General features: G+C 63.3%; 21 protein-coding genes. 11 read left to right on the top strand and 10 right to left on the bottom strand.

Features of this window, described 5'->3' with window-relative positions; all coding sequences use genetic code 11:
* The first annotated feature begins 25 nt into the window (after positions 1 to 25).
* The 5 genes from ACF8GF_RS06915 to ACF8GF_RS06895 all read left to right on the top strand — a co-directional run bounded on the left by ACF8GF_RS06915 (position 26) and on the right by ACF8GF_RS06895 (position 7,551).
* Positions 26 to 4,519, top strand: coding sequence for an NEL-type E3 ubiquitin ligase domain-containing protein (locus ACF8GF_RS06915; RefSeq protein ID WP_176683888.1), 4,494 nt, complete (start codon positions 26 to 28; stop codon positions 4,517 to 4,519).
* A 227-nt stretch (positions 4,520 to 4,746) separates the two neighbouring features.
* The gene (locus ACF8GF_RS06910) at positions 4,747 to 5,289 is read left to right on the top strand and encodes a DUF4174 domain-containing protein (RefSeq protein ID WP_176683887.1); all 543 of its coding nucleotides are present in this window, start codon (positions 4,747 to 4,749) and stop codon (positions 5,287 to 5,289) included.
* 174 nt (positions 5,290 to 5,463) lie between these two features.
* A complete protein-coding gene (locus ACF8GF_RS06905; protein ID WP_233690510.1) occupies positions 5,464 to 5,955 on the top strand; it encodes an EF-hand domain-containing protein in 492 nt (163 codons plus the stop codon).
* A gap of 74 nt (positions 5,956 to 6,029) precedes the next feature.
* Positions 6,030 to 6,863, top strand: coding sequence for a DUF692 domain-containing protein (locus ACF8GF_RS06900; protein WP_392488665.1), 834 nt, complete (start codon positions 6,030 to 6,032; stop codon positions 6,861 to 6,863).
* Positions 6,856 to 7,551, top strand: coding sequence for a DUF2063 domain-containing protein (locus tag ACF8GF_RS06895; protein WP_176683884.1), 696 nt, complete (start codon positions 6,856 to 6,858; stop codon positions 7,549 to 7,551). Before ACF8GF_RS06900 ends, ACF8GF_RS06895 begins: the two co-directional genes overlap by 8 nt.
* 33 nt (positions 7,552 to 7,584) lie before the next feature.
* On the opposite strand, the gene ACF8GF_RS06890 is transcribed toward ACF8GF_RS06895, so the two are convergent.
* The 4 genes from ACF8GF_RS06890 to ACF8GF_RS06875 all read right to left on the bottom strand — a co-directional run bounded on the left by ACF8GF_RS06890 (position 7,585) and on the right by ACF8GF_RS06875 (position 10,898).
* The gene (locus tag ACF8GF_RS06890; protein ID WP_176683883.1) at positions 7,585 to 8,073 is read right to left on the bottom strand and encodes a DoxX family protein; all 489 of its coding nucleotides are present in this window, start codon (positions 8,071 to 8,073) and stop codon (positions 7,585 to 7,587) included.
* 14 nt (positions 8,074 to 8,087) lie between these two features.
* A complete protein-coding gene (locus tag ACF8GF_RS06885) occupies positions 8,088 to 8,705 on the bottom strand; it encodes a ferric reductase-like transmembrane domain-containing protein (protein WP_176683882.1) in 618 nt (205 codons plus the stop codon).
* 169 nt (positions 8,706 to 8,874) lie between these two features.
* Entirely contained in the window at positions 8,875 to 10,161 is a 1,287-nt protein-coding gene (locus tag ACF8GF_RS06880) for an ATP-binding protein (RefSeq protein ID WP_392488664.1), read from the bottom strand.
* Positions 10,158 to 10,898, bottom strand: a complete 741-nt coding sequence (locus ACF8GF_RS06875) for a response regulator (RefSeq protein ID WP_003250463.1) — start codon at positions 10,896 to 10,898, stop codon at positions 10,158 to 10,160. Before ACF8GF_RS06875 ends, ACF8GF_RS06880 begins: the two co-directional genes overlap by 4 nt.
* A 219-nt stretch (positions 10,899 to 11,117) precedes the next feature.
* Between ACF8GF_RS06875 and ACF8GF_RS06870 the strand changes: the two genes are divergently transcribed.
* Both ACF8GF_RS06870 and ACF8GF_RS06865 read left to right on the top strand, forming a co-directional pair.
* Positions 11,118 to 11,393, top strand: coding sequence for a DUF2790 domain-containing protein (locus ACF8GF_RS06870; protein WP_392488663.1), 276 nt, complete (start codon positions 11,118 to 11,120; stop codon positions 11,391 to 11,393).
* 10 nt (positions 11,394 to 11,403) lie between these two features.
* On the top strand, positions 11,404 to 11,919 hold the full coding sequence (locus ACF8GF_RS06865) for a thioredoxin family protein (RefSeq protein ID WP_176683986.1): 516 nt from the start codon (positions 11,404 to 11,406) through the stop codon (positions 11,917 to 11,919).
* Positions 11,920 to 12,037: 118 nt separating this feature from the next.
* Here ACF8GF_RS06865 and ACF8GF_RS06860 read toward each other — a convergent pair whose 3' ends face one another.
* Together ACF8GF_RS06860 and aroQ are read right to left on the bottom strand one after the other, a co-directional pair.
* On the bottom strand, positions 12,038 to 12,886 hold the full coding sequence (locus ACF8GF_RS06860) for a shikimate dehydrogenase (RefSeq protein WP_209964964.1): 849 nt from the start codon (positions 12,884 to 12,886) through the stop codon (positions 12,038 to 12,040).
* On the bottom strand, positions 12,883 to 13,332 hold the full coding sequence (gene aroQ / locus ACF8GF_RS06855; RefSeq protein WP_014591603.1) for a type II 3-dehydroquinate dehydratase: 450 nt from the start codon (positions 13,330 to 13,332) through the stop codon (positions 12,883 to 12,885). Before aroQ ends, ACF8GF_RS06860 begins: the two co-directional genes overlap by 4 nt.
* A gap of 263 nt (positions 13,333 to 13,595) precedes the next feature.
* On the opposite strand from aroQ, the gene ACF8GF_RS06850 reads away from it, so the two are divergent.
* The 3 genes from ACF8GF_RS06850 to ACF8GF_RS06840 are packed head-to-tail and all read left to right on the top strand — an operon-like array spanning position 13,596 to position 19,219.
* On the top strand, positions 13,596 to 14,849 hold the full coding sequence (locus ACF8GF_RS06850) for a TolC family protein (RefSeq protein WP_176683879.1): 1,254 nt from the start codon (positions 13,596 to 13,598) through the stop codon (positions 14,847 to 14,849).
* Positions 14,842 to 16,056, top strand: a complete 1,215-nt coding sequence (locus tag ACF8GF_RS06845) for an efflux RND transporter periplasmic adaptor subunit (protein WP_392461804.1) — start codon at positions 14,842 to 14,844, stop codon at positions 16,054 to 16,056. The genes ACF8GF_RS06850 and ACF8GF_RS06845 overlap by 8 nt, the downstream gene beginning before the upstream one ends.
* Before the next feature lie 16 nt (positions 16,057 to 16,072).
* Entirely contained in the window at positions 16,073 to 19,219 is a 3,147-nt protein-coding gene (locus ACF8GF_RS06840; protein ID WP_392488662.1) for an efflux RND transporter permease subunit, read from the top strand.
* A 32-nt stretch (positions 19,220 to 19,251) separates the two neighbouring features.
* Here ACF8GF_RS06840 and ACF8GF_RS06835 read toward each other — a convergent pair whose 3' ends face one another.
* The 4 genes from ACF8GF_RS06835 to ACF8GF_RS06820 form a co-directional block, all read right to left on the bottom strand.
* Positions 19,252 to 20,589: an MFS transporter gene (locus ACF8GF_RS06835; RefSeq protein ID WP_392488661.1), complete on the bottom strand. Its 1,338-nt coding sequence runs from the start codon at positions 20,587 to 20,589 to the stop codon at positions 19,252 to 19,254.
* Positions 20,590 to 20,768: 179 nt separating this feature from the next.
* Positions 20,769 to 21,545 (bottom strand): ParA family protein, encoded by a 777-nt coding sequence (locus ACF8GF_RS06830; protein WP_176683875.1) that lies wholly within the window; start codon positions 21,543 to 21,545, stop codon positions 20,769 to 20,771.
* 160 nt (positions 21,546 to 21,705) lie between these two features.
* Positions 21,706 to 23,277: a sensor domain-containing diguanylate cyclase gene (locus ACF8GF_RS06825; protein ID WP_176683874.1), complete on the bottom strand. Its 1,572-nt coding sequence runs from the start codon at positions 23,275 to 23,277 to the stop codon at positions 21,706 to 21,708.
* A 58-nt stretch (positions 23,278 to 23,335) separates the two neighbouring features.
* Positions 23,336 to 23,815 (bottom strand): hypothetical protein, encoded by a 480-nt coding sequence (locus ACF8GF_RS06820; protein ID WP_176683873.1) that lies wholly within the window; start codon positions 23,813 to 23,815, stop codon positions 23,336 to 23,338.
* 133 nt (positions 23,816 to 23,948) lie between these two features.
* Between ACF8GF_RS06820 and ACF8GF_RS06815 the strand changes: the two genes are divergently transcribed.
* Positions 23,949 to 24,446: a GNAT family N-acetyltransferase gene (locus ACF8GF_RS06815; protein ID WP_176683872.1), complete on the top strand. Its 498-nt coding sequence runs from the start codon at positions 23,949 to 23,951 to the stop codon at positions 24,444 to 24,446.
* The last annotated feature ends 133 nt before the right edge of the window (positions 24,447 to 24,579 follow it).

The following is a 24,579-nucleotide window of genomic DNA, read 5'->3' as shown; positions in this document are numbered from 1 at the left end:
CTCTTTTCATGAAGAGGCCCCCGCTATGGACACCACTTTGCCGTCAGATGCGCAGGCCGCCATCGATGCCTTCCAGGACGGCATCATCGGCAGGCGCCTTCCACCCTGGTTGCGTCATGCACCTGCTGAGCAACTGCCTGAGATCGGCAGGGCATTGTCAAACAGCCTTCGCTGCTGTGAGCAAGTGAACACGGTGCTGCGAGGTATCGAGGGCATCGACCGTTTCGTCGCATCAGCCCTGGGGAAGGCCCTCGACGAGCGTTACGGGCTTGGCCGTAACCCTTACTCGCTCAGGTTTCTGGAGGGCCGCCGGGAAGCTGTGATCAACAGTCAGCCGGTGGGCGCGCACCTGACGGCCGTGGTCTATGAAGAAAAGCCGCTGCTCGAAGTGGCATTGCGCAACTTCACGGCCGCCCAGGCGCAGGAAGGTGGCCAGCCGCGTGGTAACCGCCTGCTGCTTCCACGCCACGGCACGGTCAAACCCCCTACAAGCATCGAGTTTGCCGGACTGTGTCGTGAGCTGGACCTGGGTGAGTGCTATCAACGTCATCTGGATGCCATCCTCACGCCCGCTGGCAGTGCCGAGCGCCTGGTATCGCAGCTTGTAGATGCCACGCGCTATACCATGCTTGTGGACGCCTACAAAGCCAGGCAGGAGGGAACGCTGGATGCCAGCGAACTCAATGTGATGGTGGCTGTGTGCGAGAAGGGGGAGCTGCCGCGCTTGGCGGGCGACCTTGTGCTGGCCAGGCAACTTAAATTGCTGGGTTGCCAGATCGAGCAGGTGACCGTGTTCGTTGTCATTGAGCAGGGCGTCCTGTTCAACACGACGCGTCGGGTGTTGCTTTACGTGCCTGGGGACCCTTTTTCGCCTTGGCGCGCGTTCGAGAGCATCGACAAACTGAACCGCGAACTGGGCCGTTGCTTGCGAGACAAGGCCTATCAGCGTTTTTTCAGCCGCTTCGTGCTGCGGCGTGACAGCCAGGCTTTTTTCGCCCAGGTCGCGGAGCGCTTCGATGACCTGCCGAGCTGGGCCTTTCGCGATCTCGAACCGCGCTTGCAGGCTTACCCGCAGCCGTTGTTCATCAGCCTGGCACGGGCACGTATCCACCAGATCAAGGACGATGCGGCGATGATCGCGGTCCCTGTGGCCAGGCTGGATCGTGAGGTTCAGCGCCAGCATGACCTGCGCCTTGCAGCCGAAGGGTGGGCGCTGCTCAACCTGGCCAGCTTCTTTGTGCCTGGGGTTGGCCTGGCGCTGCTGGCCGTGACGGCCTTTGAACTGCTGGGTGAGGTCTACCATGGCGTCGAGGCCTGGCAGGAAGGCGATCGCCAGGAGGCGCTCGACCATTTGACCCATGTGGCGACAGACCTTGCCCTGCTTGCGACCACGGTAGCCGGGGTGGGTGTGGCTCGACGGGTTTGGGCACGCTCTGCGAAGGTCGATGCCATGGTGCCGGCGCGGCTGGAGGACGGCACTGAGAAACTCTGGCAACAAGACATGACCCCGTTTCAAATCCAGGCACCCGTTGCAGTCTCAAGCCCGGACGCCTTGGGTATTCGACGTCAGGACGGGCTGGCCTGGATCGAAATGGACGGGCATCACTATCGCGTGACAGAGGCGGGTGATGATCAATGGCAGTTGTATCCGGTCGACGGCCACGGACCGTTGCTGCGCCACAATGGCGCAGGTGCCTGGCGGGTGTGGAGCGAGCAACCGGCTCGGTGGACTGACAGATACCGCATGTTCCGGCGTTTGGGCGAACCCTTCAATGGGCTGAATGACGAACAGATCGATCAGGTTCTGCTGTTCCACGGCCTTGATGGCGACGACCTGCGTGGCCTGCATGTACACGCCCAGGCACCGAGCCCCGGGATGATCGACAGCGTGGCGCGGGTCAGGCTTGATCAACGCATCCGCAGCATGATTGGCCGTTTGCGCAGTGGCGAGCCGGTAGAAGATACAACAGTGCTCGATCACGCTCGGCGCCTGCCAGGCGCGAGTGGCCTGACAGATCGGGCATTGGCAGCGTTGGCATGGACGCAGCGCCGAACACTGCTGCAGCACCTTTTCGAAGCCTTGCAGCCCAGCGACACCCCTGGCAGCGCAGTGCTGCGCCGGGTCTTCCCGGGGCTGAGCGCGCGCACTGCGCAAGCACTGGTACAGGCCGCCAGCAGCGTGGATCGCATGCGGCTGCTGTCCAGCGGAAGGGTTGCACTGGGGCTGGCCGAGGCGGCAAGGGGCAGTGTGCTGGCTACCCGCCAGGCTCGCGTATTTGAAGCGTTGTACCTTGATACGCCGCAGCATGCAGACCTGGCACGGGTGGCCTTGGGCATGCTGCGGTATCTACCCGGAGGCGAACAAGGTGTGCGCTGGCGCCTGTACGAAGGCTGCCTGGGCGGGCCGATACTGGCGAAGACCGAGCAAGGGCCGCGGGCGTTCGATCTGGTGTACGTTAACGGCAGGTTTCAACTGCATGGCGGCCAGGGCACGGCGCTGGGTGAGGCAGGTGAGTTGTTTGACGTCATGGCGCCAGCCTATACCGAAGGGCAACGGCAGGCGATGGGGATCGGCGATCCATTCGCGCACAACCTCAGGGTGATGCTGGCGCGCGAAGCGGCACGCCATCGTGATGAGCTCAGTCGTTTGCTTGGCGCGGTACGCCCAGGTGCTGTCCGAGGGCCCATGCGCTTGGCCGATGGACGTATTGGCTACCCGCTGGGTGGTGGCGGAGTAAGTGGTTTTGCATCAAGGGGCAGTGCCCTGAGGGCAACGCTGCGCGATCTCTTTCCGTGGTTGAGTGATGAGCAGGTCGAGACCTTCGCCGATGACGCCAGGCGTTCAGGGCATCAGATTGAACACGTACTGGCTGACCTTCGCAATGAGTTCGCGGTGCTTCGCGCCACACTGAATACCTGGGTGGCACGAGGGCAGGGTGACGTCAGGGAAGATCGAGAGGCTTTACGCCAGACGTTGTTCAATTGCTGGCGGCGGTCGGTGGGCGTGGGGGAACTGCAGATCAATGCACAGGAAAACCTCCACGTCATGTTCTGCAATTTCAGATCGAGCGGCTTGCCCAACATACCCGCACAGGTCTGCTTCAGAGGTGTGACCAGCCTGTCGCTGCTGCACCTTGACCTTCTGGAGGTGCCCAGCAGCCTGCTGCTGGCCTTCCCTAACCTGCAAACCCTCGATCTGGGTGGGAACCTGTTGACGCGCCTTCCGCAGCCGTTGCTGCAGATAGCGCAGTTGCGGCATCTGAGCCTGACCAACAACCGGATCGTCCTGAACATTGCACAAACCGCCACACTGGCCAGTTGCACGAACCTGCAGTCTCTCGACCTGTCCCACAACCCTCTGGGGAGTAGGTTCACGTTGGCGGGTTTGGCTGAATTGCGTTGGCTGAACTTGCGCGACACACAGATCTCGCAGTTTCCACTGGGCGTGTTCGACAACGCTCAGTTGGTATCCGTTGACTTGCGGGATAACCGGATCAGGCACATTCCAGAGGGTTTCTACCAGTTGCCCGTGTGGCAGCGGCGGCGGTTCCGCTTGAATGCGAACCCCTTGGGCGAGGCCCAGACGTTACGCTTGCAGGCTTCGTTGAGTAGCGTCGATCCGGCCCTCGACGAGGAGCAAGTGCTTCTGCGGCTGCAGCACGCGCGTGAAGTATGGGGGGATGCCGTGGCTCCGGAGCATCGCGGCTTGATGCTTGCTGCCTGGGACTCGCTGGATTCAGGGCAGGACGCCGAGCGTTTTTTCCGTGTGCTTCGCCAGTTGTTGCTGTCCGAAGACTTTCGTGTCAATGCGCGTGCACTGGGCAATCGGGTCATGGCGGTATTGCAAGCGATGGCCATTACGCCAGAGCTGCGGCAGAACTTGCTGTCAGTGGCCAATGATGAGTGGGGGTGCCAGGACGGTGCAACCTGGTGCTTGAGCAACCTTGAACTGAATTTGCTGGTTTGGCAGGTCGAGCACGCGGCCCAGGGAGAAAGCGAACGCGCCTTGCTAGACCTGGGCAGACGTTTATGGCGCCAGGATGCAGTCGACAGGTTCGCTACCCGATGGGCGCTACAACATGGCAGGACGCTGGAAGGAAGCGAGGTGGGGCTGGCTTTCAGGGTCGGGCTGAGGGAGCGTCTCGACTTGCCGCTGCAGGTGGGAGAAATGAGCTTCCTGGCGATCTCAGGCGTCCTGGATGCGGACCTGGCAGAAGCAGAGGCTGCGGTGCGGGATGCAGAAACCCCGGAAGAGGTTGCCCGCTCCATGGTTGACCGTGAATTCTGGCAGGCGCACCTGGAGCGTTCTCATCCTGAGCGATTCGCTGCGGTCGACCTGCCGTTCAGAAGGCAGCTTGAAACGGTGCTTGACGATGAAGCGCTGAGCGAAGGGGCCAGGATCGACCAGGCGGATGCCATTCGCGATGCGCAGCGCGCTGCACGCAGAGGGCTGATGCTGGATATGACGGTTCAAGCGATGGAAGTGGGACCCAAGGGGCCATCGATCGATGTGCGTTGACGTGTGCTCAGGGCAAGGGGGGGCTGGCCCTGCCAAAGCGGCTTTGGGCTATGCTCAATCAAGCTGACAGCGGTTTGTACCAGCGCCGTAGTCCTGGCTTCGGGTGGCTCGGAAATCGACAGTTACTTTTGCACACCCCGTTCTGGAATGAAGTGGTTTAGGCTCCCTGTCGGATTTTTCTCCGTGATCTGTAGTCATTGGTATATCGAGACAATAAGGAGATACGCATGCTTGTCCGGTCACTGACCCTCGCAACCTTGCTTGCTGTTGCCGGCCCCCTGTTTGCCGCAGACAGTGATGCGCCTCTAGCCAAGGAACTGGGCAAGACCAGACCATTGGTGGTTATCGCTCCCAGCAGTGCCGACCCGACGTTGCGAGGGCTGAACAAGGCGCTCGAGGACCCGGCCACCCAGGCTGCGTTCAAGGAGCGCAACCTTGTCCTGTACAGCGTCGCCAACATGATGGGCAAGCGAGAGGACAAGAACCTTGAGCAGCAGACCACAATGGCCCTGATTCGGGAACTGAAGTTGGGCGCGAGCAAGGGGACCAAGGTGATTCTGGTGGGCAAGGACGGTGAGCGGCACATGCTCAAGGACGACGACAGCGGCGAGGTCATCGACCCGCAGGTGATCTTCAAGGCGGTCGATGAACTGCCTGCCAGTGAAAAGGCACTGGCGGCGCCCGAGCCCGTAGCGGCGACCCCGCAAGGCAAGGCCAAGGACAGCAAGCCGGCCAAGCCCGCAGCCCCGCCCAAACCGCTGGAAGACTGATCACACCTCATGGCCCCAAGGCACCTTGGGGCCAGTTGCCGGGTGTCGTGTATCGCACTGTATCTGCCTGTGCAGCAGACCTACTGCCATACAAAAGCACGCCTGACACGATACATCCCCGACAAACCGCAACGGCCTAATGGCTCCACTATTCAACCCCAGTGGAGCTGCATCATGACTCAAGCAAAAAACACCCTCGGCCTGCTCGGCGCCGCCCTGATCGGCAGCATGGCATTGAGCAGCAGTGCGTTCGCCGTCGAGCCGCTGGCCCAAGGTTACCAGCTGGCTTCGGCCAAAGTGGCCGGCGAGGGCAAGTGCGGTGAAGGCAAGTGCGGCGGCAGCGGCAAGGCTTCCCAAAGCGAAGGCAAGTGCGGTGAGGGTAAATGCGGCGCCGGCGCCAAGGCCGGGGCTGAGGGCAAGTGTGGTGAAGGCAAGTGTGGCGACGCCTCGTTCGCCAAAACCGACAGCAATCACGATGGCAAGGTCTCGCGCGATGAGTTTCTGGCGGTGGCCAAGGACCGTGCCCGTGATTTCGACACGATCGACCGCAACCATGACGGTTTCATCTCCGAGCAGGAAGCGGCGGACCACCTCAAGGCGATTTATCAGGCCAATGGCAAGGCCATGCCTGATGGCTTGTTCAGCCACCTGACCGGCAAGCCCTGACTTTCTACCCCATGAAACGCCACAACGCTCCTCCTGCTGGCCAGGTGGGGCGTTGTGCCTGTTGGAGAGCTTTTATGTTTCCTGCAATGTTGAACATCGGGCTAGGCCTGCGTCGCGGCCTGTTGCCGGAACTGCTGGCCATGGAGGCGGGTGCAGTGGACTTTCTCGAGTGTGTGCCGGAAAACTGGATTGCCGTGGGCGGCGCCTACGGCAAGGGCCTGGCCCAGCTGGCGGAGCGCTTTCCTGTCACCTGTCATGGGTTGTCTTTATCGCTGGGTGGCAGCGCGCCGCTGGACCGCCATTTTCTCGAGCAGACCCGGCAGTTTCTTGACCGGTATCAGGTGCGACTGTACAGCGAGCACCTGAGCTACTGCAGTGATGACGGGCACCTGTACGACCTGATGCCCATCCCGTTCACCGATGAAGCCGTACGCCATGTGGCTGCGCGCATACGCCAGGCTCAGGAGCAGCTGGAGCGGCGCATTGCCGTGGAGAACATCAGCTACTATGCCGCGCCGTATCAGGCGATGAGCGAACTCGACTTCATCCGGGCGGTGCTTGATGAAGCCGATTGTGACCTGCTGCTGGACGTCAACAACGTCTATGTCAACGCCTGCAACCAGGGTTACGACGCCCGGCAATTCCTTGCAGGCCTGCCCCAGGCGCGCGTGGCCGGGATGCACGTTGCCGGGCATTACGATGAAGCGCCGGACCTCAAAGTGGATACCCACGGGGCCGCCGTGAAGGAAGATGTCTGGACGCTGTACGCCACCGCTTGTGCGCGCTTCGGCGTACGGCCGACGGTGCTGGAGCGTGATTTCAACTACCCGCCCTTGGCCGAACTGTTGGCCGAGACGGCGCGTATGCGTGCTGTGCAATGCGCTGCCGGAGGGCAAGCAGATGAATGAGACCTTGCGTGCGCAGCAGTATGCCTTGGCCCGTCACCTGCGCGACCCGCAGCGCCATGCCCCGCCGCCCGGCGTCGAGGCCCGCCGCCTGAGGGTTTACCGCGAGTTGTTCTATGGCGCCATCGAAGGCTTGCTGGCTGGCAGCTTCCCGGTCATGCGCCAGGCGTTGGGCGAGCAGCGCTGGCATGCGCGAGTAGGTGATTTCTACGCCAGTTACCGTTGCCAGACGCCATTGTTTACCGAAATTGCCGAAACCTTCGTCGACTACTTGCAAGGTGTGGCGCTGGACACCCCTTGGCAGTTGGAGCTGGCGCATTATGAGTGGGTCGAGGCGCAGCTGTACCTGAGCGACGCCGAGGACCCGGCGCATGACCCTGATGGTGACCTGCTGGATGGGCAGCCGTTGTTGTCTTGTGTGGCGCGCGTGTTGGCCTATCGTTGGCCGGTGGACAGCATTGGCGTGGACTACCAGCCAACGGCTACCCCGGCGTCGCCAACCTTGCTGCTGGTTTATCGCGATGCCCGGTTGCAGGTGCGCTTTGCCCGGTTGGCCCCTATGGCGTACCGGTTGCTGGTGGAGCAGGGGACTGGAAGAGAGCGGCTGCAGGCATTGGGCGGGGATGTGCAGCAAGGGTTGGCATTGTTGCAGGCATTGCGCGAGCAGGGTGTCATTGTCGGAACCGTTTGAAGGCATTGGGGGCTGCGCAGCAGCCCCCGGTCCTCATCTGTCGAACCGCGTGCCAAGCCAATGATCGAGGCTAAGGCGCCCGGCGCCCTTGAGTAGCAGTGGCAGCAACGCTATCAGGTAGATCAGCGGCAACTTGTAATTGCCGAAGCCCTGGTCGGTAATGGCATAGCCTTGGGCCAGCTCCGCCAGGCCCGACCAGTGCGCCGGCCAGTGCACTGCCGCTATCGCTACAACGGTCACCACCATCAAACCCAATGATGCCAGCCGGGTACCCAAGCCCAGCAACAGCAGCAACGGCAGTACCAACTCGGCCCACATCGACAGCTGCCAGTTCAGCTCTGCGGGCAGCAGGTTGAAGGGGAACGGGAAGCTGGACTGCAGGTCGGCGAACCAGTTGCTGCCGTTGAATTTCTCCAGGCCGGATTCGAAAAACTCCCAGGCCAGAAATACCCGTAATGGCAAGTCGGCGCTCCAGCTGCCGATGCGATCAACGGTGGTCAGGGTACGGGTCAAGGTCGTCATGTGCGGTGCTCTCTTCAGGCAAGGGCGCGGGTGCTGCGGCGTTGTTTACGGGCCACTTTGGCGGTGAGCTTGACGGCGATGGCGCTGAACATCAGGGCGAACGCCAGCGGGTACCAGCCCCCCATGGGGATGCGTTTGTAGAACGACAGGCAGAACACTCCAGCCAGTACCCACATGCCGCTGCTGTGCAGCGCTTGCCAGGCACGACCGCCCAACAGCCGCATGGGGGCCTTGAACGAGGTGGCGGTGAGCAGCAGCAAGAACAGGTAGCCGACCGTACCGGGCAGGCTGGACGTGAGCGTGCGGCCTGCCCAGAACAGTTCGGGGAATTGCTGGGCGTAGCGATAAATCAGCACGCCATGCACGGTGTGGGAGAACGCGAATGCCAACCCCAGGTAGCGTCGCTCCTGAAGGATGCGGCGGCTTGAGGTGCCAGGCAGCAAGGTCACCAGCGACGAGGCCAGGAACGCCAGCAAGAACAGTGCGAACGAGCTGCGTGCGGTGGCACGAATGGCACTGCGCAAGCCGTCCGGGTCAGGTTGGCTGGCCAGGACCACGGCGCTCATCGCCAGGGTCAGGCCGGCAAGGGTGGCGAACAGCTTCCAGCCGGAGGGCAAGGTGAAGGCTTTCATGAGGGTCTCCCGGGGTGTGGTTGTGTGACCGGGAGTCTCTCGAGGCGGGGTATCTGCAGTGTGTCAGGGGGATGCAGTTGTGTATCTGTTTGTAGAGGCGACCTCGCTTTTTACAGGAGCGGCCCGATCGAGATCCAAGGCCGTTCCTGCCAACGATCGCAGATGCACTTCAGGTGAGTTCGATCTGCGCGCACAATCCGCCCTGTTCGCGGTTGCTCAATGTCAGCCGCCCCCCCATGGCCTGGATCAGCTGGTGGGCAATGGCCAGTCCCAAGCCGGTGCCACCCGTGCTGCGATTGCGTGAACCTTCTACCCGGTAGAACGGCTTGAGCACTTCATCCAGCTCGTCACCGGGTATCCCTGGCCCGTTGTCGAGCACGCGGATGATGGTGGTGCTGCCCTCGCAGGACACTTGCAGCTCGGCAGCACCTGCAAACTTCAGGGCGTTGTCGACCAGGTTCACCAGTACCCGACGCAGCGCATGCGGGCGGGTTTCCAGCAGGGTACCGCTGTTGCCGTGGCGTTCGACCTGGGCGCCGCTGTCCTGGTAGTCGAATACCAGGCTGTCGAGAAAGGCATCAAGGTTGACCCGGCATGTCGCTTCGGTGCTGCTGTCCATGCTGCGGGCATAAGCCACGCCTTCGCGCACCAGGTGTTCCATTTCATCCAGGTCGTTCCAGAACTTGTCCCTTTCGACCCCCTCATCCATCACTTCGACCCGCAACTTCATGCGAGTGATCGGGGTTTGCAGGTCGTGGGAAATGGCCGCCAGCAACTGCATGCGTTCCTTGAGGTGGGCAGCAATGCGCGCCTGCAGGGCGTTGAAGGCCACGGCAGCGTAGCGCACTTCGCGCGGGCCGCTTTCATCCAGTTGCACGCCGGGCTGGTCCGGGTCGAGGTTGTCCACTGCCTGGGCCAGACGGGTTAGCGGGCCGATGGCCAGGCGTACGGCCAGCCAAGTGCACAGCAACAGCACAGCGAGCTGAATCAGCAGCACCACGGGCAACCAACGGGCTACCGGGACTGGTGTTGGCGTTACGTCGATGGTCAGGGGCGCGCCGTCGGCCAGTTTCAGGTGTGCCTGGAAATGCGCATTGGGCCCAGGGATTTCCAGAAAGGTCAGGCGGTAGTCGCTGCCAATGGCCTTGACGATCGACGCGGCGGCCATCGGTGGGTCACTGCTCGGCATCGCTTCGCCGGCCAGGCCTTGGTCGAGGCGATAGCGATAGGTGCGCCGTTCCAGGCGCGGCAGCCAGGCGGCACGCTCGGCTGCGGGCAGGCGGTCAAGGATGGCAACCGAGGTCGCCACGTCCTGCTCGAGGTTGCTGAGCATCATCGAGCGGCTGCTGATATAGCGCTCATAGGCCTGCAGGCCAAACGACAGACCATAGGCCAACACCAGGCCGGTGAAGAAGATCAGTGCCAGGCGCGAGGCCAGGGTGCGTGGCCATTTCATGAGGGGGACTCGAGCAGTTGCACCGGCAGCGAGAACACGTAGCCCTCGCTGCGCACGGTCTTGATGCAGCTAGGCTCGCGGGCATCGTCACCCAGGCGCTGGCGCAGGCGGCTGACCAGCAAGTCGATGGAGCGGTCGAAGATGTCGGCTTCGCGGCCCTGGGTCAGGTTAAGCAACTGTTCGCGGCTGAGCACCCGCTGCGGGTGGTCGAGGAACACCCGCAGCAGGCGGTATTCGGCGCCGCTCAGGGCCACCAGGGTGCCTTCGCTGTCGAGCAGGTGGCGCGCGGTGGTGTCCAGGCGCCATTGACCGAAACCCAGCAGGCGGCTGCTTTCACTGATGGTCAGGTTGGGTGGCAGCATGCGTGTGCGGCGCAGCACAGCGTTGATGCGGGCGAGCAGTTCGCGGGCCGAGAACGGTTTGGTCAGGTAATCGTCGGCGCCCATTTCCAGGCCGATGATGCGGTCGGTTTCGTCATTACGGGCGGTCAGCATCAACACCGGCGTGTTGCGGTGCTTGCCGGCGCGCAACTCGCGGCACAACAGCAGACCGTCGTCGCCGGGCATCATGATGTCGAGCACGATCAGGTCGACGCTGTTGGCTTCGAGAAAGGCGCGCATCTGCCGGCCGTCGGCAACGATGCTGGTGCGCAGGCCGTTCTTCTTCAGGTAATTGCCGACCAGTTCGCGGATCTCGCGGTCGTCGTCGACGATCAAAATGTGATCGACGTGTTCCATGCGCTGGGTTCCTGTGCAAAGGGGGTTGGGCGCAGTGTACCGAGCGCGTTCGCCCTTGCCTGCGGGAGTTTGTATTGCAGTGTATCTGGCACGGGCAGGGATACAGCAGGAAGCACATCACAACGTTGGGCGACACATGCGGGATACCTGGCAGGCGTGAAATGGCTCTCGACCGGGGAGCAACACTCCCCACCCCCAAGAGTTACCAGGAGAGATGCCATGAACGTCAAGACTATCGCCAGCGCCAGCCTGTTCGCCGTGCTCAGCTTCGGCGCTATCGCTGCCCAGGCCGCCACTGCCCCGATGCAGGATGGCGGGGTCATGCAGTACCGCTACGGTGAGCCTCTGGATGTGAAGAAAGTGCTGTCGGTGCAGGATGATCAGAGCGACGCCTGCGGCCTGGTGAATACCCGAATGGACTACCTTGACTCCCATGGCCAGCGGCAGAGCGTGCAGTACCGCACCTACGCCACGGGCGGTTGCCATGACAACTGATCGCCGCCGGATGCTCAAGGCTGGCGGTTTTGCGCTGGCGCTGATGGGGCTTGGATTGGCTGGGCACCTGAAGGCCCGCGACAGCTACGGCGCCATGCCGTCGCTGTCCGGCGCCAGCCAGTGGTTGAATTCGGCGCCTCTGGATGCTTCGGGGCTCAAGGGCAAGGTGGTGCTGGTGGACTTCTGGACCTGGGACTGCATCAACTGCCGGCGCAGCCTGCCGCATGTGAATGAGTGGGCGCGGCGCTATGCCGATCAAGGGCTGGTAGTGGTGGGGGTGCATACGCCCGAGTACGACTACGAGCATGATGTGGGCACTTTGCGGGACAAGGTTGCCCGGTTGGGTATCGGGTATCCGGTGGCGGTAGATAACGACTACAAGGTGTGGAATGCCTGGGGCAACCAGTTCTGGCCGGCGCATTACTTTGTCGACCGCAAGGGGCAGGTGCGCCATGTGCACTTTGGCGAGGGGGATTATGGCGGGCAGGAACAGGTGATACAGGCTTTGCTGGATGAAAAAGAGTGATTCTCCTGTACCGGCCTCTTCGCGGGCATGCCCGCTCCCACAGGGAGCGTGCAATCAGTAACGTTTGCGCAGTACCTGTGGGAGCGGGCGTGCCCGCGAAGAAGCCAACACTTTTCTATCAGGTGAAACTGGCAAAGTGCGCCTGCATCCGCGCTGCATCCGCCTGCCGCCCGCTGAACAGCTCGAATGCCTTCACCGCCTGGAACACCGCCATGTTGCTGCCATCCAGCGTGCGGCAGCCCAGTGCCCGGGCTGCGCGCAGCAGTTCGGTCTCCAGCGGGAAGTAGATAATCTCGGCCACCCACAGGCGGGGATGCAGCAACTCCACCGGCAGTGGCGTGCCCGGTAGCTTGGCCATGCCCACTGGCGTGGTGTTGACCAGCCCGTCCGCCTCGGCCAGGGCTGTGGCCAAGTCGGTGCCAAGCACGGCGCGCCCTGCGCCGAAATGGCCGTTCAGGTTATCCACCAGCGCCTGCGCACGGGCTGCGTCCACTTCGAACAGCACCAGCCGCTCTACCCCTTCACCCAGCAGGGCGTGGGCCACGGCCGAGCCAGCGCCACCGGCACCCATCTGCACGACCTGGCGCCGTGCCACACCGGGCAGGCCACGGCGCAAGCCTTCGGCAAAGCCCAGGCAGTCGGTGTTGTGGCCGACGCGCTTGCCGTCCTTGAGCACCACGGTGTTTACCGCGCCGATACCACGGGCCTCGTCGGACAGTTCGTCGAGCAACGGCAGGATAGCCTGCTTGAACGGGTAGGTAATGTTCAGCCCGGTGAATCCGGTATGCTGCGCGGCTTCGAGCAGGCCGGGCAGGGCGCTGTCATCCAGTTGCAGCTGGTCGGCGTCGATCAGCCGGTACAGATAGCGCAGGGCTTGGGCGTCGCCTTCGTGTTCGTGCAGGGCCGGCGTACGTGACAGTTGGATGCCGCGGCCGATCAGGCCGGCGAGGATGGCTTGCTGGCTCATGCCGCACGCTCCTGCAACAACTCGGCGAAGTGGCTCAGCGCCATGCGGTAGCCGTGGCTGCCCAGGCCGCAGATGACACCGACGGCGATGGACGATACGAACGACAAGTGACGGAACGGCTCGCGTTTGTGCACGTTGGACAGGTGCACCTCGATCACCGGCAGTTCGCTGGCCACCAGGGCATCGCGGATGGCCACCGAGGTGTGCGTCCAGGCGCCGGGGTTGATCACGATGCCGGCGCAGCGGCCACGGGCAGCGTGGATCCAGTCGATCAGTTCGCCTTCGTGGTTGGTTTGGCGGAATTCGATTTCCAGGCCGTGGGCCTGGGCAGTGTCGGCACATCCCTGAGCCAGGTCAGCGAGGGTTTCGTGGCCGTACTGGGCAGGCTCGCGGGTGCCCAGCATGTTCAGGTTGGGGCCGTTGAGCACGAGAATAAGGGGCTTCATGACGGGCATCGCTTTGTTGTTGTTGAATGCACGTAGTTTTGTACTGACTGGTTAGTTCCGTCAATTGGACAAGATCGTCGCACCGGGAAAGTGGGCGATTATCGAACTTCTTGGGCGTTCACCGTCCTGTGCCCAGCAGCACAAGGCTGCGCCTGCAAAGCAACGCAGCGCGTCATTACAAAATTGTAATCTTGCCGCCACCGCCCCGATAACCGGCCCTTTCTACAGTCCCTCGCCAATGCTTCGCCGAGAGGACCTGTGTCGTGCCCATCCCCCGCAAGATCGCCTTGCTCTGCCTGTTGCTGGCCAGTGCCACCGGCGCCCAGGCCAGCCAGGCGCTGAGCCTGCCCCAGGCGCTTACCGCCGCTTTCGCCCAGAACCCGGAGCTGGCTGCAGCCGGCCGTGAAATTGGCATTGCCGATGGCGAACGGCGCCAGGCCGGGCTGATCCCCAACCCGGAGCTGGCCTGGGAGGTCGAGGACACCCGTCGCGACACCAGCACCACCACCGTCACCCTCAGCCAGCCGCTGGAACTGGGCGGGAAACGCGGCGCGCGTCTCGCCGTGGCGGGGGCCGGCCAGGCCATTGCCCAGCTCGACCTGGAGCGCCAGCGCAACGCCCTGCGGGCCGATGTGGTGCAGGCGTTCCACGCTGGCGTGCGTGCGCAGACCGCGCTGGAGCTGGCGCAGCAGTCGCAGGTATTGACTGAACGCGGCCTGCGGGTGGTGCAAGGGCGGGTTACGGCAGGCCAGTCATCACCGGTGGAGGCCACCCGTGCCCAGGTGCAACTGGCCCAGGCCCAGACCGAAGTGCGCCGCGCGAAAACCCAGCGCAGCGTGGCCTACCAGGCCTTGGCCCGGCTGATGGGCAGCCCGCTGGCAAGCTTCGACCGGTTACAGGCGGCCAACCTTTCGCCAGGCATCGCGCCGGGTGCCGACACCTTGCTTGAACAGGTCGAACAGACCGTCGAATGGCGCCTGGCCGCTGCCCAGGTCGAGCGCGGCGATGCGTCCCTGGGTTCGGAGAAAGCCCAGCGTATCCCCAACCTCACCGTCAGCCTTGGCAGCCAGTACAGCCGCGAAGACCGGGAGCGGGTGAACGTGGTTGGCCTGTCCATGCCGTTGCCGCTGTTCGACCGCAACCGGGGCAATGTCCTGGCGGCTGCGCGCCGTGCCGACCAGGCGCGCGACCTGCGCAATGCCGTGGAGCTGCGTCTGCGCAGTGAAACCCGTAGCGCCATCAGCCAGTGGGAGACGGCGATGCAGGACGTTGAAGCCTATGACCGCACCATCCTGCCGGCTGCGCAGCAGGCCGTGGACACCGCCACCCGCGGTTTTGAAATGGGCAAGTTCGCGTTCCTCGATGTACTCGACGCCCAGCGCACGCTGATCGAGGCGCGCGGGCTGTACCTCCAGGCGCTGGCCTCGGCGACCGACGCGCGCGCACACGTGGAGCGGATCTACGGCGATCTCGATGGCCTGAGCAACAAACCCGATAGCAGGAGCAACAATGACTAACTCACGCAAGCTAGCCCTTCTGGCCACCGCCATTGCGGCGCTTGGCCTCGCTGGCCTGGCCTGGACCGGCACCCTCGGCCAGGCGTCCAAGGCTCAAGCCCCCCATGACGACCATGGTCAAGACAGCCACGGCCACGCTGCAGAGCAGGCCGCCGAAGGCCATGCAGAGGAGGGGCATGGCGAAGAAGAAGGCCAGTTGCACCTGTCTATCGCCCAGATCGAAACGGCTGGCGTGCAACTGGCTGCCGCTGGCCCCCGTGAGTTGGGCACCGCCATCAGCTTCCCGGGTGAGATCCGCTTTGACGAGGACCGCACCGCACATGTGGTACCCCGCGTGCCGGGTGTGGTCGAAGCGGTGCAAGCCGAGCTGGGCCAGGCGGTCAGGCGCGGCCAGGTACTGGCGGTGATTGCCAGCCAGCAGATCTCCGACCTGCGCAGCGAACAGCAGGCCGCCCAGCGTCGTCTGGAACTGGCGCGATTGACCTTTCAGCGGGAGCAACAGCTGTGGCAGGAGCGAATCAGCGCCGAGCAGGATTACCTGCAGGCGCGCCAGGCCCTGCAGGAGGCCGAGATCGCTCTGGCCAATGCTCGGCAGAAGGTCGCGGCGGTGGGCCCGGCCGGTGCCGGCAACCGCTATGAACTGCGCGCACCCTTCGATGCGGTCGTCGTGGAAAAGCACCTGACCGTGGGGGAGGTGGTCGACGCGACCAGCAACGCGTTCACCCTGTCCGACCTGAGCCGGGTGTGGGCGACCTTCGCCGTGGCCCCTCGTGACCTGGACAAGGTGGTAACCGGCCGCGATGTCACGGTCAGTGCGCCGGACCTGGGCGCCCAGGTCCAGGGCAAGGTCAATTACGTCGGCAGCCTGCTCGGCGAGCAGAACCGCGCCGCCACTGTGCGCGCCACACTGGCCAACCCCAATGGCGCCTGGCGCCCCGGGCTGTTCGTCAATGTGGCGGTCAGCGTCGACCGCTTCGATGCCGCCGTGGCGGTGCCGGAAAGCGCCCTGCAAACCTGGGAGGCGCAGACCGTGGTGTTCGCCCGCACTGCGGAAGGCTTCGAGGCGCGCCCGGTGAAGACTGGTCGTCGCGATGCTGGCCAGGTGGAAATCACCAGCGGCCTGGCCGCCGGTACTCAGGTTGCGGCCGCCGGCAGCTTTGTCCTCAAGTCGGAACTGGGCAAGGGCTCGGCCGAGCACAGCCACTGATCACGGGGACACCTGCATGTTCGAACGCCTGATTCAATTTGCCATCGAGCAGCGCCTGGTGGTGATGCTGGCCGTGGTCCTGATGGCCGCGGTGGGTATCCACAGCTACCAGAAACTGCCGATCGATGCTGTGCCGGACATCACTAACGTCCAGGTGCAGATCAACACCGCCGCCCCCGGCTATTCGCCGCTGGAGACCGAGCAGCGCATCACCTTTGCCATCGAAACCGCCATGGCTGGCCTGCCAGGGCTCAAGCAGACCCGCTCGCTGTCGCGCTCGGGCCTGTCGCAAGTCACGGTCATTTTCGATGATGGCACCGATATCTTCTTCGCCCGCCAACTGGTCAACGAGCGCCTGCAGGTGGCCCGCGAGCAATTGCCTCAGGGCATCGAGGCGAGCATGGGGCCGATCTCCACCGGGTTGGGGGAAATTTTCCTGTGGACGGTGGAGGCCCAGGAGGGGGCGCTCAAGGAAGACGGCACACCGTACACCCCAACCGACCTGCGAGTGATTCAGGACTGGATCATCAAGCCGCAGCTGCGCAATGTGCCGGGTGTGGCCGAGGTCAACAGCATCGGTGGCCATGCCAAACAATACCTGATTGCACCAGAGCCCAAGCGCCTGGCGGCCTACAAGCTCACCCTCAACGACCTGATTGCAGCACTGGAGCGCAATAACGCCAACATTGGCGCTGGCTATATCGAGCGCAATGGCGAACAGTTGCTGATTCGCGCACCCGGCCAGGTGGCCTCGGCCGAAGACATCGCCAACATCGTTATTTCCAGCGTCGACGGCACGCCGATCCGCGTCAGCCATGTCGCCCAGGTTGGCCTGGGCCAAGAGCTGCGCTCGGGGGCTGCGACCGAAAACGGTCGGGAAGTTGTGTTGGGCACGGTGTTCATGCTGATTGGCGAGAACAGCCGTACGGTGTCGCAGGCGGTCGCTGCAAAACTGGTCGAGATCAATCGCAACCTGCCCAAGGGCGTGGTTGCAGTCACGGTATACGACCGCACCCACCTGGTGGAGAAAGCCATCGCCACGGTGAAGAAGAACCTGATCGAAGGTGCAATCCTGGTGATTGCCGTGCTGTTCCTGTTCCTCGGCAACATCCGTGCTGCGCTGATCACGGCCATGGTTATCCCGCTGTCGATGCTGTTCACCTTTACCGGCATGTTCAGCAACAAAGTCAGTGCCAACCTGATGAGCCTGGGCGCGCTGGACTTCGGCATCATCGTCGACGGCGCCGTGGTGATCGTGGAAAACGCCATCCGTCGCCTGGCCCATGCCCAGCAGCGCCACGGTCGCATGCTGACCCGCACCGAACGGTTCCATGAGGTGTTTGCCGCCGCCCGCGAAGCACGCCGGCCGCTGATCTATGGGCAGTTGATCATCATGGTGGTGTACCTGCCGATCTTTGCCTTGACCGGGGTCGAGGGCAAGATGTTCCACCCCATGGCCTTCACCGTGGTCATGGCCCTGTTGGGTGCGATGATCCTCTCGGTCACTTTCGTACCGGCGGCCATTGCCCTGTTCGTCACCGGCAAGGTCAAGGAGGAGGAAGGCATGGTGATGCGTACGGCACGTCAGCGCTATGCCCCAGTGCTGGCCTGGGTGCTGGGCCGGCGCAAACTGGCGTTTGCTGCTGCCGCTGCCCTGGTGCTGCTGTCCGGCGTGATGGCCAGCCGCATGGGCAGCGAGTTCATCCCCAGCCTCAGCGAGGGTGACTTCGCCCTGCAGGCCCTGCGTGTGCCGGGCACCAGCCTGTCGCAGTCGGTGGACATGCAGCAGCGCCTGGAGCAGGCGATCATGGCCCAGGTGCCCGAGGTGGAGCGGGTGTTTGCCCGCACCGGTACTGCCGAGATTGCCTCCGACCCGATGCCGCCGAACATTTCCGATGCCTACGTGATGCTGCGCCCACGCGAACAATGGGTTGACCCTGGCAAGCCACGGGATGAACTGATCGCCCAGGTGCAACGCGCCGCTGCCAGTGTGCCGGGCAGCAACTACGAGCTGTCGCAGCCCATTCAGTTGCGCTTCAACGAGCTGATTTCCGGGGTGCGCAGTGATGTGGCGGTGAAGCTGTTCGGTGACGATATGGAGGTGCTCAACCGCACTGCCGCGCAGATCGCCACCAGCCTGCAAGGGGTGCCAGGCGCGTCCGAGGTGAAGGTGGAGCAGACCACGGGCCTGCCGGTACTGACCATCGACATCGACCGTGACAAGGCCGCCCGTCATGGTCTGAATGTGGGTGATGTACAGGATGCCATCGCCATTGCCGTGGGTGGCCGCACCGCCGGTACGCTGTATGAAGGCGACCGCCGTTTCGACATGGTCGTGCGCCTGTCGGAGACCTTGCGTACCGATGTCGACGGGTTGGCCAGCCTGCTGATTCCCGTACCGGCCAGTGCTGCTGAGGGGGCCGGGCAAATCGGTTTCATCCCGCTGTCGCAGGTAGCCACGTTGAACCTGCAACTGGGCCCGAATCAGGTGAGCCGCGAGGATGGCAAGCGCGTGGTGGTGGTCAGTGCCAATGTGCGTGGACGTGACCTGGGCTCGTTTGTGCAAGAGGCCGAGCAGACCCTGATCGGCCAGGTGCAGGTGCCACCGGGGTACTGGACGCGTTGGGGAGGCCAGTTCGAGCAGTTGCAGTCGGCGGCCGAGCGCTTGCAGGTGGTGGTGCCGGTGGCCTTGCTGCTGGTCATGGCGCTGTTGCTGATGATGTTCAACAACCTCAGGGATGGCCTGTTGGTGTTCACCGGCATCCCCTTTGCCCTGACCGGCGGGGTGCTGGCGCTGTGGGCGCGTGATATTCCGCTGTCCATTTCTGCCGGGGTCGGGTTCATTGCATTGTCGGGAGTGGCAGTGCTGAACGGGCTGGTGATGATTGCCTTTATCCGCGGGCTGCGCGAGGAAGGGCGCACGCTGCGGGCGGCGGTCGAGGAGGGTGCGCTGACCCGATTGCGGCCGGTACTGATGACGGCGCTGGTGGCCTCGCTGGGGTTCATTCCGATGGCCTTGGCCACCGGGACCGGGGCGGAGGTGCAACGGCCACTGGCGACGGTGGTGATTGGCGGGATCTTGTCCTCTACAACGCTGACGTTGCTGGTGTTGCCGGCGTTGTATGAGTGGGCGTATCGGCGGGAAGAGCAGCAGGCAGGCTGAGCAGTCGGGGCTGCAAGGCAGCCCCGGAAATTTCAGACGGTCTTTCGGGCCCCGGCCTGCACACCGTCCATGCTCATGTCCTCATGCAAAGAAATCCGCGAAGTTTCCGGCAACGCCAAACCGCCCACCAACGCCACCAGCGCAATCACCACCAGGTAGAACGCCGGTGCCAGGCTGCTGCCGGTTTGGCCGATGAGCCAGGTTGCCACCAGCGGCGCAGTACCGCCAAATAGCGTGTAGGCCACGTTGTAGGTAATCGCCGAAGCGGTATAGCGGGTACGGGTAGGGAAGCTTTCCGACAGCAATGCTGCGGTAACCACGCCACTGCACAGCGCCCCCACCGCTAGCAGGATCACCCCCAGCAACGCACCCGACATCGAGCCAGAGCTGGCCAGCCAGTACGCCGGGAACACGCTAAGCATCATCCACAGGCAGGTAAAACCGATGGTCTTGCGCCGCCCCACCCGGTCCGAAAATGCCCCGGCCAGCGGGCAGCCGACGGCGGCGAACAGCAGGGCCACGGTGGTCACCAGCAGTGACTGCGCACGGGTCAGGTTGCCGACCAGTTGCAGGTAGGTGGCGAAGTAGGTGGTGAACATGTAGAACGACAACGCGGTCAGCGAAATGAACGCCCCCAGGTTGCGAATGACCCGGCCATGGTGGCGCAGGGTTTCCTTCAGCGGTGAGTGCTCGTGCTCCTTGCCCTGGGCGACGGCTTCGCGGAACGCCGGGGTTTCCTCCATGCGCCAGCGCAGGTACAGGCCGACCAGGCCCAGCGGTGCGGCAATCAGGAACGGAATGCGCCAGCCCCAGGCATTCATCGCCTCGGTCGACAGGCTGGCCTCCAGGCCATAAGCGATCACCGCTGCGCAGGCAAAGGCGGAAAAGGTCGACACAGGTACGAAGCTGCCATAAAAGGCGCGCTTGTCGTCAGGCGCGTGCTCCATCAGGTAGGCGCAGGCCCCGGCATATTCGCCGCCGGCAGAAAACCCCTGCAGGCAGCGGGCCAGGGTCAGCAGCGCCGGGGCTGCCAGGCCGATGCTGGCGTAGGTCGGCAGCAGGCCGATCAACGTGGTGGAGCCGGCCATCAGCAGGATGGTCAGCGACAGGATGCGCTTGCGACCCAGTCGGTCGCCCAAGGCACCGAAGACGATGCCGCCCAAGGGGCGCAGGGCGAAGGCCACGGCGAACACCGCGAAGGTTTTGAGCAAGGCCACGCTGGCGTCTTCGCTGGCAAAGAACTGGCTGGCGATCAGCGTGGCGAGAAAGCCGTACACGGCGAAGTCGAACCATTCGACGAAGTTGCCGATGGCCGAGGCGGCAATCACCCTGCGCAGGGTGGCGGGGGATACCTCATGATGTGCGGACATGCGGGAGCTCTCCGGTTTCCTTTGGCAGCCATGATGAAAGTGGCGCGGTAGGGCCGCGCCATCGTTATTGTGCTTGCCAGTAGATAGCCGGGCGCTGCAAGGCGCTTTGTCGAGGGCGACCTCGGTATACCTGATTCGACCGGTGCAGCAGGTTACAGCCGGAGTGCCCCAAAGGCCTGTCAGGCCGCACGCTCAAGCACATCCAGCAAATCGCCAAATTCCAGGGCCAGTTTATGCCGTGGCGCCAAATGCACCAATGGCACCGAGGCATGGTGCGATTCACGCATCTTGATCGAACTGCTCAGGTACACCGGCAGCACCGGCAGGCCTTCGTTGCGCAGTTGATCGACCAGGGTCTGGTGCAGTGCGGTGCGGCCGGCGAACTGATTGACCACCACACCTTCCACCTGCAGCGCGGGGTTGTGGTCCTGGCGCAGTTCTTCGACCTCGGCCATGACATTGTGCAGGGCCTGGCGCGAGAAACTGTCGCAGTCGAACGGGATCAACAGACGCTCGGCCGCCACCAGCGCGCTGAAGGTGTAAAAGTTCAGTGCGGGCGGGGTGTCGATGTAGATCCGCTCGTAGTCCTCGCCAAGCGCCACCAGCAACTTGCGCAGCTTGTTGATCTTGAACTTGCTCTCCAGCTTGCTTTGCAGGTCGCTGAGGTCAGGGCTGGCGGTGACCAGGTGCAGGTTGCTGTAGCGGGTTTCGGTGATTGCCACGCGGTGCTTCTTGCCGGCGGCAGTAACCGGCGACAAGGTCTGGCGGAAGAAGTCGGTGATGCCGGCAGGAATGGTGTCGTTGGCCAGCCCGGTCAGGTAGAAGGTGGCATTGGCCTGTGGGTCGAGGTCGACCAGCAAGGTCCGGTAGCCCTCGGCGGCACTGGCTGCGGCGAGGTTGCAGGCAATGCTGGATTTGCCGACGCCACCTTTCTGATTGAAAACCACACGACGCATGAGACGCTCATCCATGAAGTGAAAATGTCAGGTCGAGGTCAATCCTATGACTGAAACGCTGCAGTTTTATGACAGGAATTGTTACAAGCCACCGATTCATCGTTGCCTGTATCGGCATTTTCACGGGCAAGCCCGCCGCCATGGTTACAACACAAGGCGTTCAGGCAAAAGCGACCCGGTTGCGCCCCTCTTGCTTGGCCTGGTAAAGCGCCCGGTCAGCCTCGCCCAATGCGTTCATGGGCTCGCCGTGCGTCTCGCCATCCCAGTGCGTCACCCCCAGCGAAATTGTCACTGCCCCCACCGGTTCCACCGGCATATCCTGTACGGTCACACGCAACCGTTCAGCCACCGCGGCCGCCACGTTCAGGGGGGCCCCAGGCAGCAATATCAGGAACTCCTCGCCGCCGGTCCGACACAACAGGTCGCCCTCGCGGCAACAACGGCGCATGAGCTCCGCCAGGTGGCGCAGCACCTGGTCGCCCACTTCGTGTCCATGGCTGTCATTTACCCGTTTGAAATGGTCGATATCCAGCGCAATGACTGCAAACTCCCGGTTTTCAGCTTCCAGTAACGACAGGCTGAATTCCAGGCTGCGGCGGTTGCCCAGGCCGGTCAGCGGGTCGGTCTGGGCGTCCCGATTGAGCCGGCCGATGCGCTCTTGCAGCAAGTTCAGGCCGAACAGTAACGCGCGTTTGAGCTCTGCCGCCTCAAAGTACCAGGCCCGCACATGATGCAAATGTTCGGCGGTACCGGCGCGGTCCATCGTGCGGGCACTTGCGGCCAGTTTCCACAGCGGCCGGGCGATGGTGCGGGCCAGCCACCACAGCAGCAGGCTGCCAACCAGCGCCAAGGGCGCCGAACTGGCGACCACGTTCAGCACCAGATGGTTCAGCGGCGTCACCGTCTGCGCCAATGGCTGCTGCGCTACCACGCCCCAGCCGGCGCTGGGCACAGTGGCGAAGCCGGCGAGCATTTCCACGCCCAGGCTATTGGTCAGCTGCCGGGTACCGCTGTCCAGTGTCCCCAGCTGGTCGACCAGCGCATTGCCCTCCACCACCGTGCCTACCCGTTCGCTATTGGGGTGGTACAGCAGGCGTCGTTTGCGGTCGACCACATACAGGTACGAACCGTTCTTGTAGAAATGCTCACCCAGCAGGCTGTTGAGGATGTTGTGTTCACGCAGGTACAGGCTGCCACCCACATACCCCAGGTAGCGGCCGTTGTCGTCGAAAATGGGTTGCGACAGCACCACCATCAGGTTGTCGGCCGCCGACAGATAGGGTGTGGAAACCAGTGGACGGCGTTCGTGCAGGGCTTCCTGAGCACCGGGCGACTGCACGTGGGTGCCGAGCAGGTGGCGTAGCGGGGCGGGGGATACCGCCAGCAGTACACCGTTGGCATCGATCACGAAGGTGGAGTTGAAGGCCATGCTCTGGCCCAGTACGCGGTCGGTTTCCACCTGCAGCGCTGCGGTGTCGCTCAACTGCCGGCTTTGTACGCCGGCGCTGAACATCAGTTGCTGCAAGGCGTTGCCAATGAAGGTGTCGGTAATGCTGGCCAGCTTTCTCGCATACACCCGATTGGCTTCCAGGGCATTGTCTATCAGTAGCTGGCGCTGCACCCGATAGCTGGCGAAATAGCTGGCGCACAGCATGACCACTGCGGTCAGGGCGCAGAGCACCAGAATGAGTGTACGTAGATCCAGGCGCAATCCGTGCTTGGTGTGTGGCAATCCTGACCTCTGTGATCGTAAAGGGCTGCTGAACGGAAGTTACCTTGGCGGGCAGCGCTCAAGAGCCTGCCTTGTCCAGCGCATCAAGCTCATCTTCCACCTGTTGCATGCGCTGCTCGACCAAGGCCTGCACGTTCACATCGCGGGCGGTTTCGCGCATCAGGGCGGTGAGTTTTTCGCTCAAGCGTTTGCCGGCTTCGGTGTCTTCCAGGGCGCGCGCTTTGGCGGGGTCCTGGGTGGCGGCGACGATGGTTGCGAACTCGGCGTCGCTGAAGTTCTTTTCGCTGTACAGGCGGAACAGGTCCCGGCGTTGGTCCTCGACGGTGAGGTGCTTGCGCAGTACGTCCTGGATGGTCGCTTGCGACAACTGCGGGTGAGTGCGGCCCAGCAGCGCGGACATGCGCTCGATGTTGTGCGTGTAGGCGTCCTGCAGCGGCAGCTGGGCAAGGATCTGTTCTTCACGGGAGGGCTTCTGGTCGCAGGCGGCGAGTGCAGCAGCCAGCAACAGGGGTAACAGCAACTTCGGGAGGCGAGGCATGGTATGGCCTGGTCGGGCAGTGAAGGCTGCCGATTATACCGATGTCCGCCTTGCCGCGACGAGCCCTGTGATTTGCCTTGAGCGGCACGCTGCGGTAGAACCGTACGCTCCCAACCACACTGGCAACCGCCCAATGCCGAACTGGACCTTGCAACCCGTGGCGCGTGACGCCATTGCCGAAGTGCTGGCGTTTGTCGACAGTGCCCGCCGAGCGCTTTTTCCGATGCTCGCCAATGCACCCTTGCCGCGTGACCTGGCGCAGTTCGCTGACACTTACCTGGACGGCGCGGGCTGTTTTCTGGAAGCCCGTGAGGGTGGGCGGCTGGTCGCGGTGATAGGTTACTTGCCCTATGACCATCGCTTTGCCCAGCTTGATTACCGCGCTGAGCGGGTAGTCGAGGTGGTGCGGCTGTTCGTGTTGCCGGCCTACCGCAGGCATGGGCTGGCGGCTGCCTTGTTTGGCGCCTTGCGCGAACGGGCGATGCAAGCCGGCTTCGACTGCCTTTACTTGCATACTCATCCGTTTCTGCCGGGTGCCATCGCGTTCTGGGAGCGGCAAGGGTTTACGTTGGTGGATGTGGAGCAAGACCCGGTGTGGCAGACCACGCACATGCAGTTGCGATTACGCTGACCGCTGGGAACGTGCCTGTTGGCGATGAAGATCACGCCGCGCGTCACTGGGTCGAACACGTTGCGGTTGAGAAGGTTCCAGTTGCCATCCTCGGTAAAGCCATTGCTTTGCAACTGGGCGACGCCGGCCAGGG

Source organism: Pseudomonas sp. yb_5 (assembly GCF_043103865.1).
GTDB lineage: Bacteria > Pseudomonadota > Gammaproteobacteria > Pseudomonadales > Pseudomonadaceae > Aquipseudomonas > Aquipseudomonas putida_Y.
Note: the sequence above shows the minus strand (reverse complement) of the source record. Positions and strands in the feature narration are given on the sequence as shown.

What these genes read in the sequence shown, in the direction of transcription:
- ACF8GF_RS06915 (WP_176683888.1), top strand. Translation starts at nt 26, where the DNA reads ATGGACACCACTTTGCCGTCAGATGCGCAGGCCGCCATCGATGCCTTC.
- ACF8GF_RS06910 (WP_176683887.1), top strand. Translation starts at nt 4,747, where the DNA reads ATGCTTGTCCGGTCACTGACCCTCGCAACCTTGCTTGCTGTTGCCGGC.
- ACF8GF_RS06905 (WP_233690510.1), top strand. Translation starts at nt 5,464, where the DNA reads ATGACTCAAGCAAAAAACACCCTCGGCCTGCTCGGCGCCGCCCTGATC.
- ACF8GF_RS06900 (WP_392488665.1), top strand. Translation starts at nt 6,030, where the DNA reads ATGTTTCCTGCAATGTTGAACATCGGGCTAGGCCTGCGTCGCGGCCTG.
- ACF8GF_RS06895 (WP_176683884.1), top strand. Translation starts at nt 6,856, where the DNA reads ATGAATGAGACCTTGCGTGCGCAGCAGTATGCCTTGGCCCGTCACCTG.
- ACF8GF_RS06890 (WP_176683883.1), bottom strand. Translation starts at nt 8,073, where the DNA reads ATGACGACCTTGACCCGTACCCTGACCACCGTTGATCGCATCGGCAGC.
- ACF8GF_RS06885 (WP_176683882.1), bottom strand. Translation starts at nt 8,705, where the DNA reads ATGAAAGCCTTCACCTTGCCCTCCGGCTGGAAGCTGTTCGCCACCCTT.
- ACF8GF_RS06880 (WP_392488664.1), bottom strand. Translation starts at nt 10,161, where the DNA reads ATGAAATGGCCACGCACCCTGGCCTCGCGCCTGGCACTGATCTTCTTC.
- ACF8GF_RS06875 (WP_003250463.1), bottom strand. Translation starts at nt 10,898, where the DNA reads ATGGAACACGTCGATCACATTTTGATCGTCGACGACGACCGCGAGATC.
- ACF8GF_RS06870 (WP_392488663.1), top strand. Translation starts at nt 11,118, where the DNA reads ATGAACGTCAAGACTATCGCCAGCGCCAGCCTGTTCGCCGTGCTCAGC.
- ACF8GF_RS06865 (WP_176683986.1), top strand. Translation starts at nt 11,404, where the DNA reads ATGCTCAAGGCTGGCGGTTTTGCGCTGGCGCTGATGGGGCTTGGATTG.
- ACF8GF_RS06860 (WP_209964964.1), bottom strand. Translation starts at nt 12,886, where the DNA reads ATGAGCCAGCAAGCCATCCTCGCCGGCCTGATCGGCCGCGGCATCCAA.
- aroQ (WP_014591603.1), bottom strand. Translation starts at nt 13,332, where the DNA reads ATGAAGCCCCTTATTCTCGTGCTCAACGGCCCCAACCTGAACATGCTG.
- ACF8GF_RS06845 (WP_392461804.1), top strand. Translation starts at nt 14,842, where the DNA reads ATGACTAACTCACGCAAGCTAGCCCTTCTGGCCACCGCCATTGCGGCG.
- ACF8GF_RS06840 (WP_392488662.1), top strand. Translation starts at nt 16,073, where the DNA reads ATGTTCGAACGCCTGATTCAATTTGCCATCGAGCAGCGCCTGGTGGTG.
- ACF8GF_RS06835 (WP_392488661.1), bottom strand. Translation starts at nt 20,589, where the DNA reads ATGTCCGCACATCATGAGGTATCCCCCGCCACCCTGCGCAGGGTGATT.
- ACF8GF_RS06830 (WP_176683875.1), bottom strand. Translation starts at nt 21,545, where the DNA reads ATGCGTCGTGTGGTTTTCAATCAGAAAGGTGGCGTCGGCAAATCCAGC.
- ACF8GF_RS06820 (WP_176683873.1), bottom strand. Translation starts at nt 23,815, where the DNA reads ATGCCTCGCCTCCCGAAGTTGCTGTTACCCCTGTTGCTGGCTGCTGCA.
- ACF8GF_RS06815 (WP_176683872.1), top strand. Translation starts at nt 23,949, where the DNA reads ATGCCGAACTGGACCTTGCAACCCGTGGCGCGTGACGCCATTGCCGAA.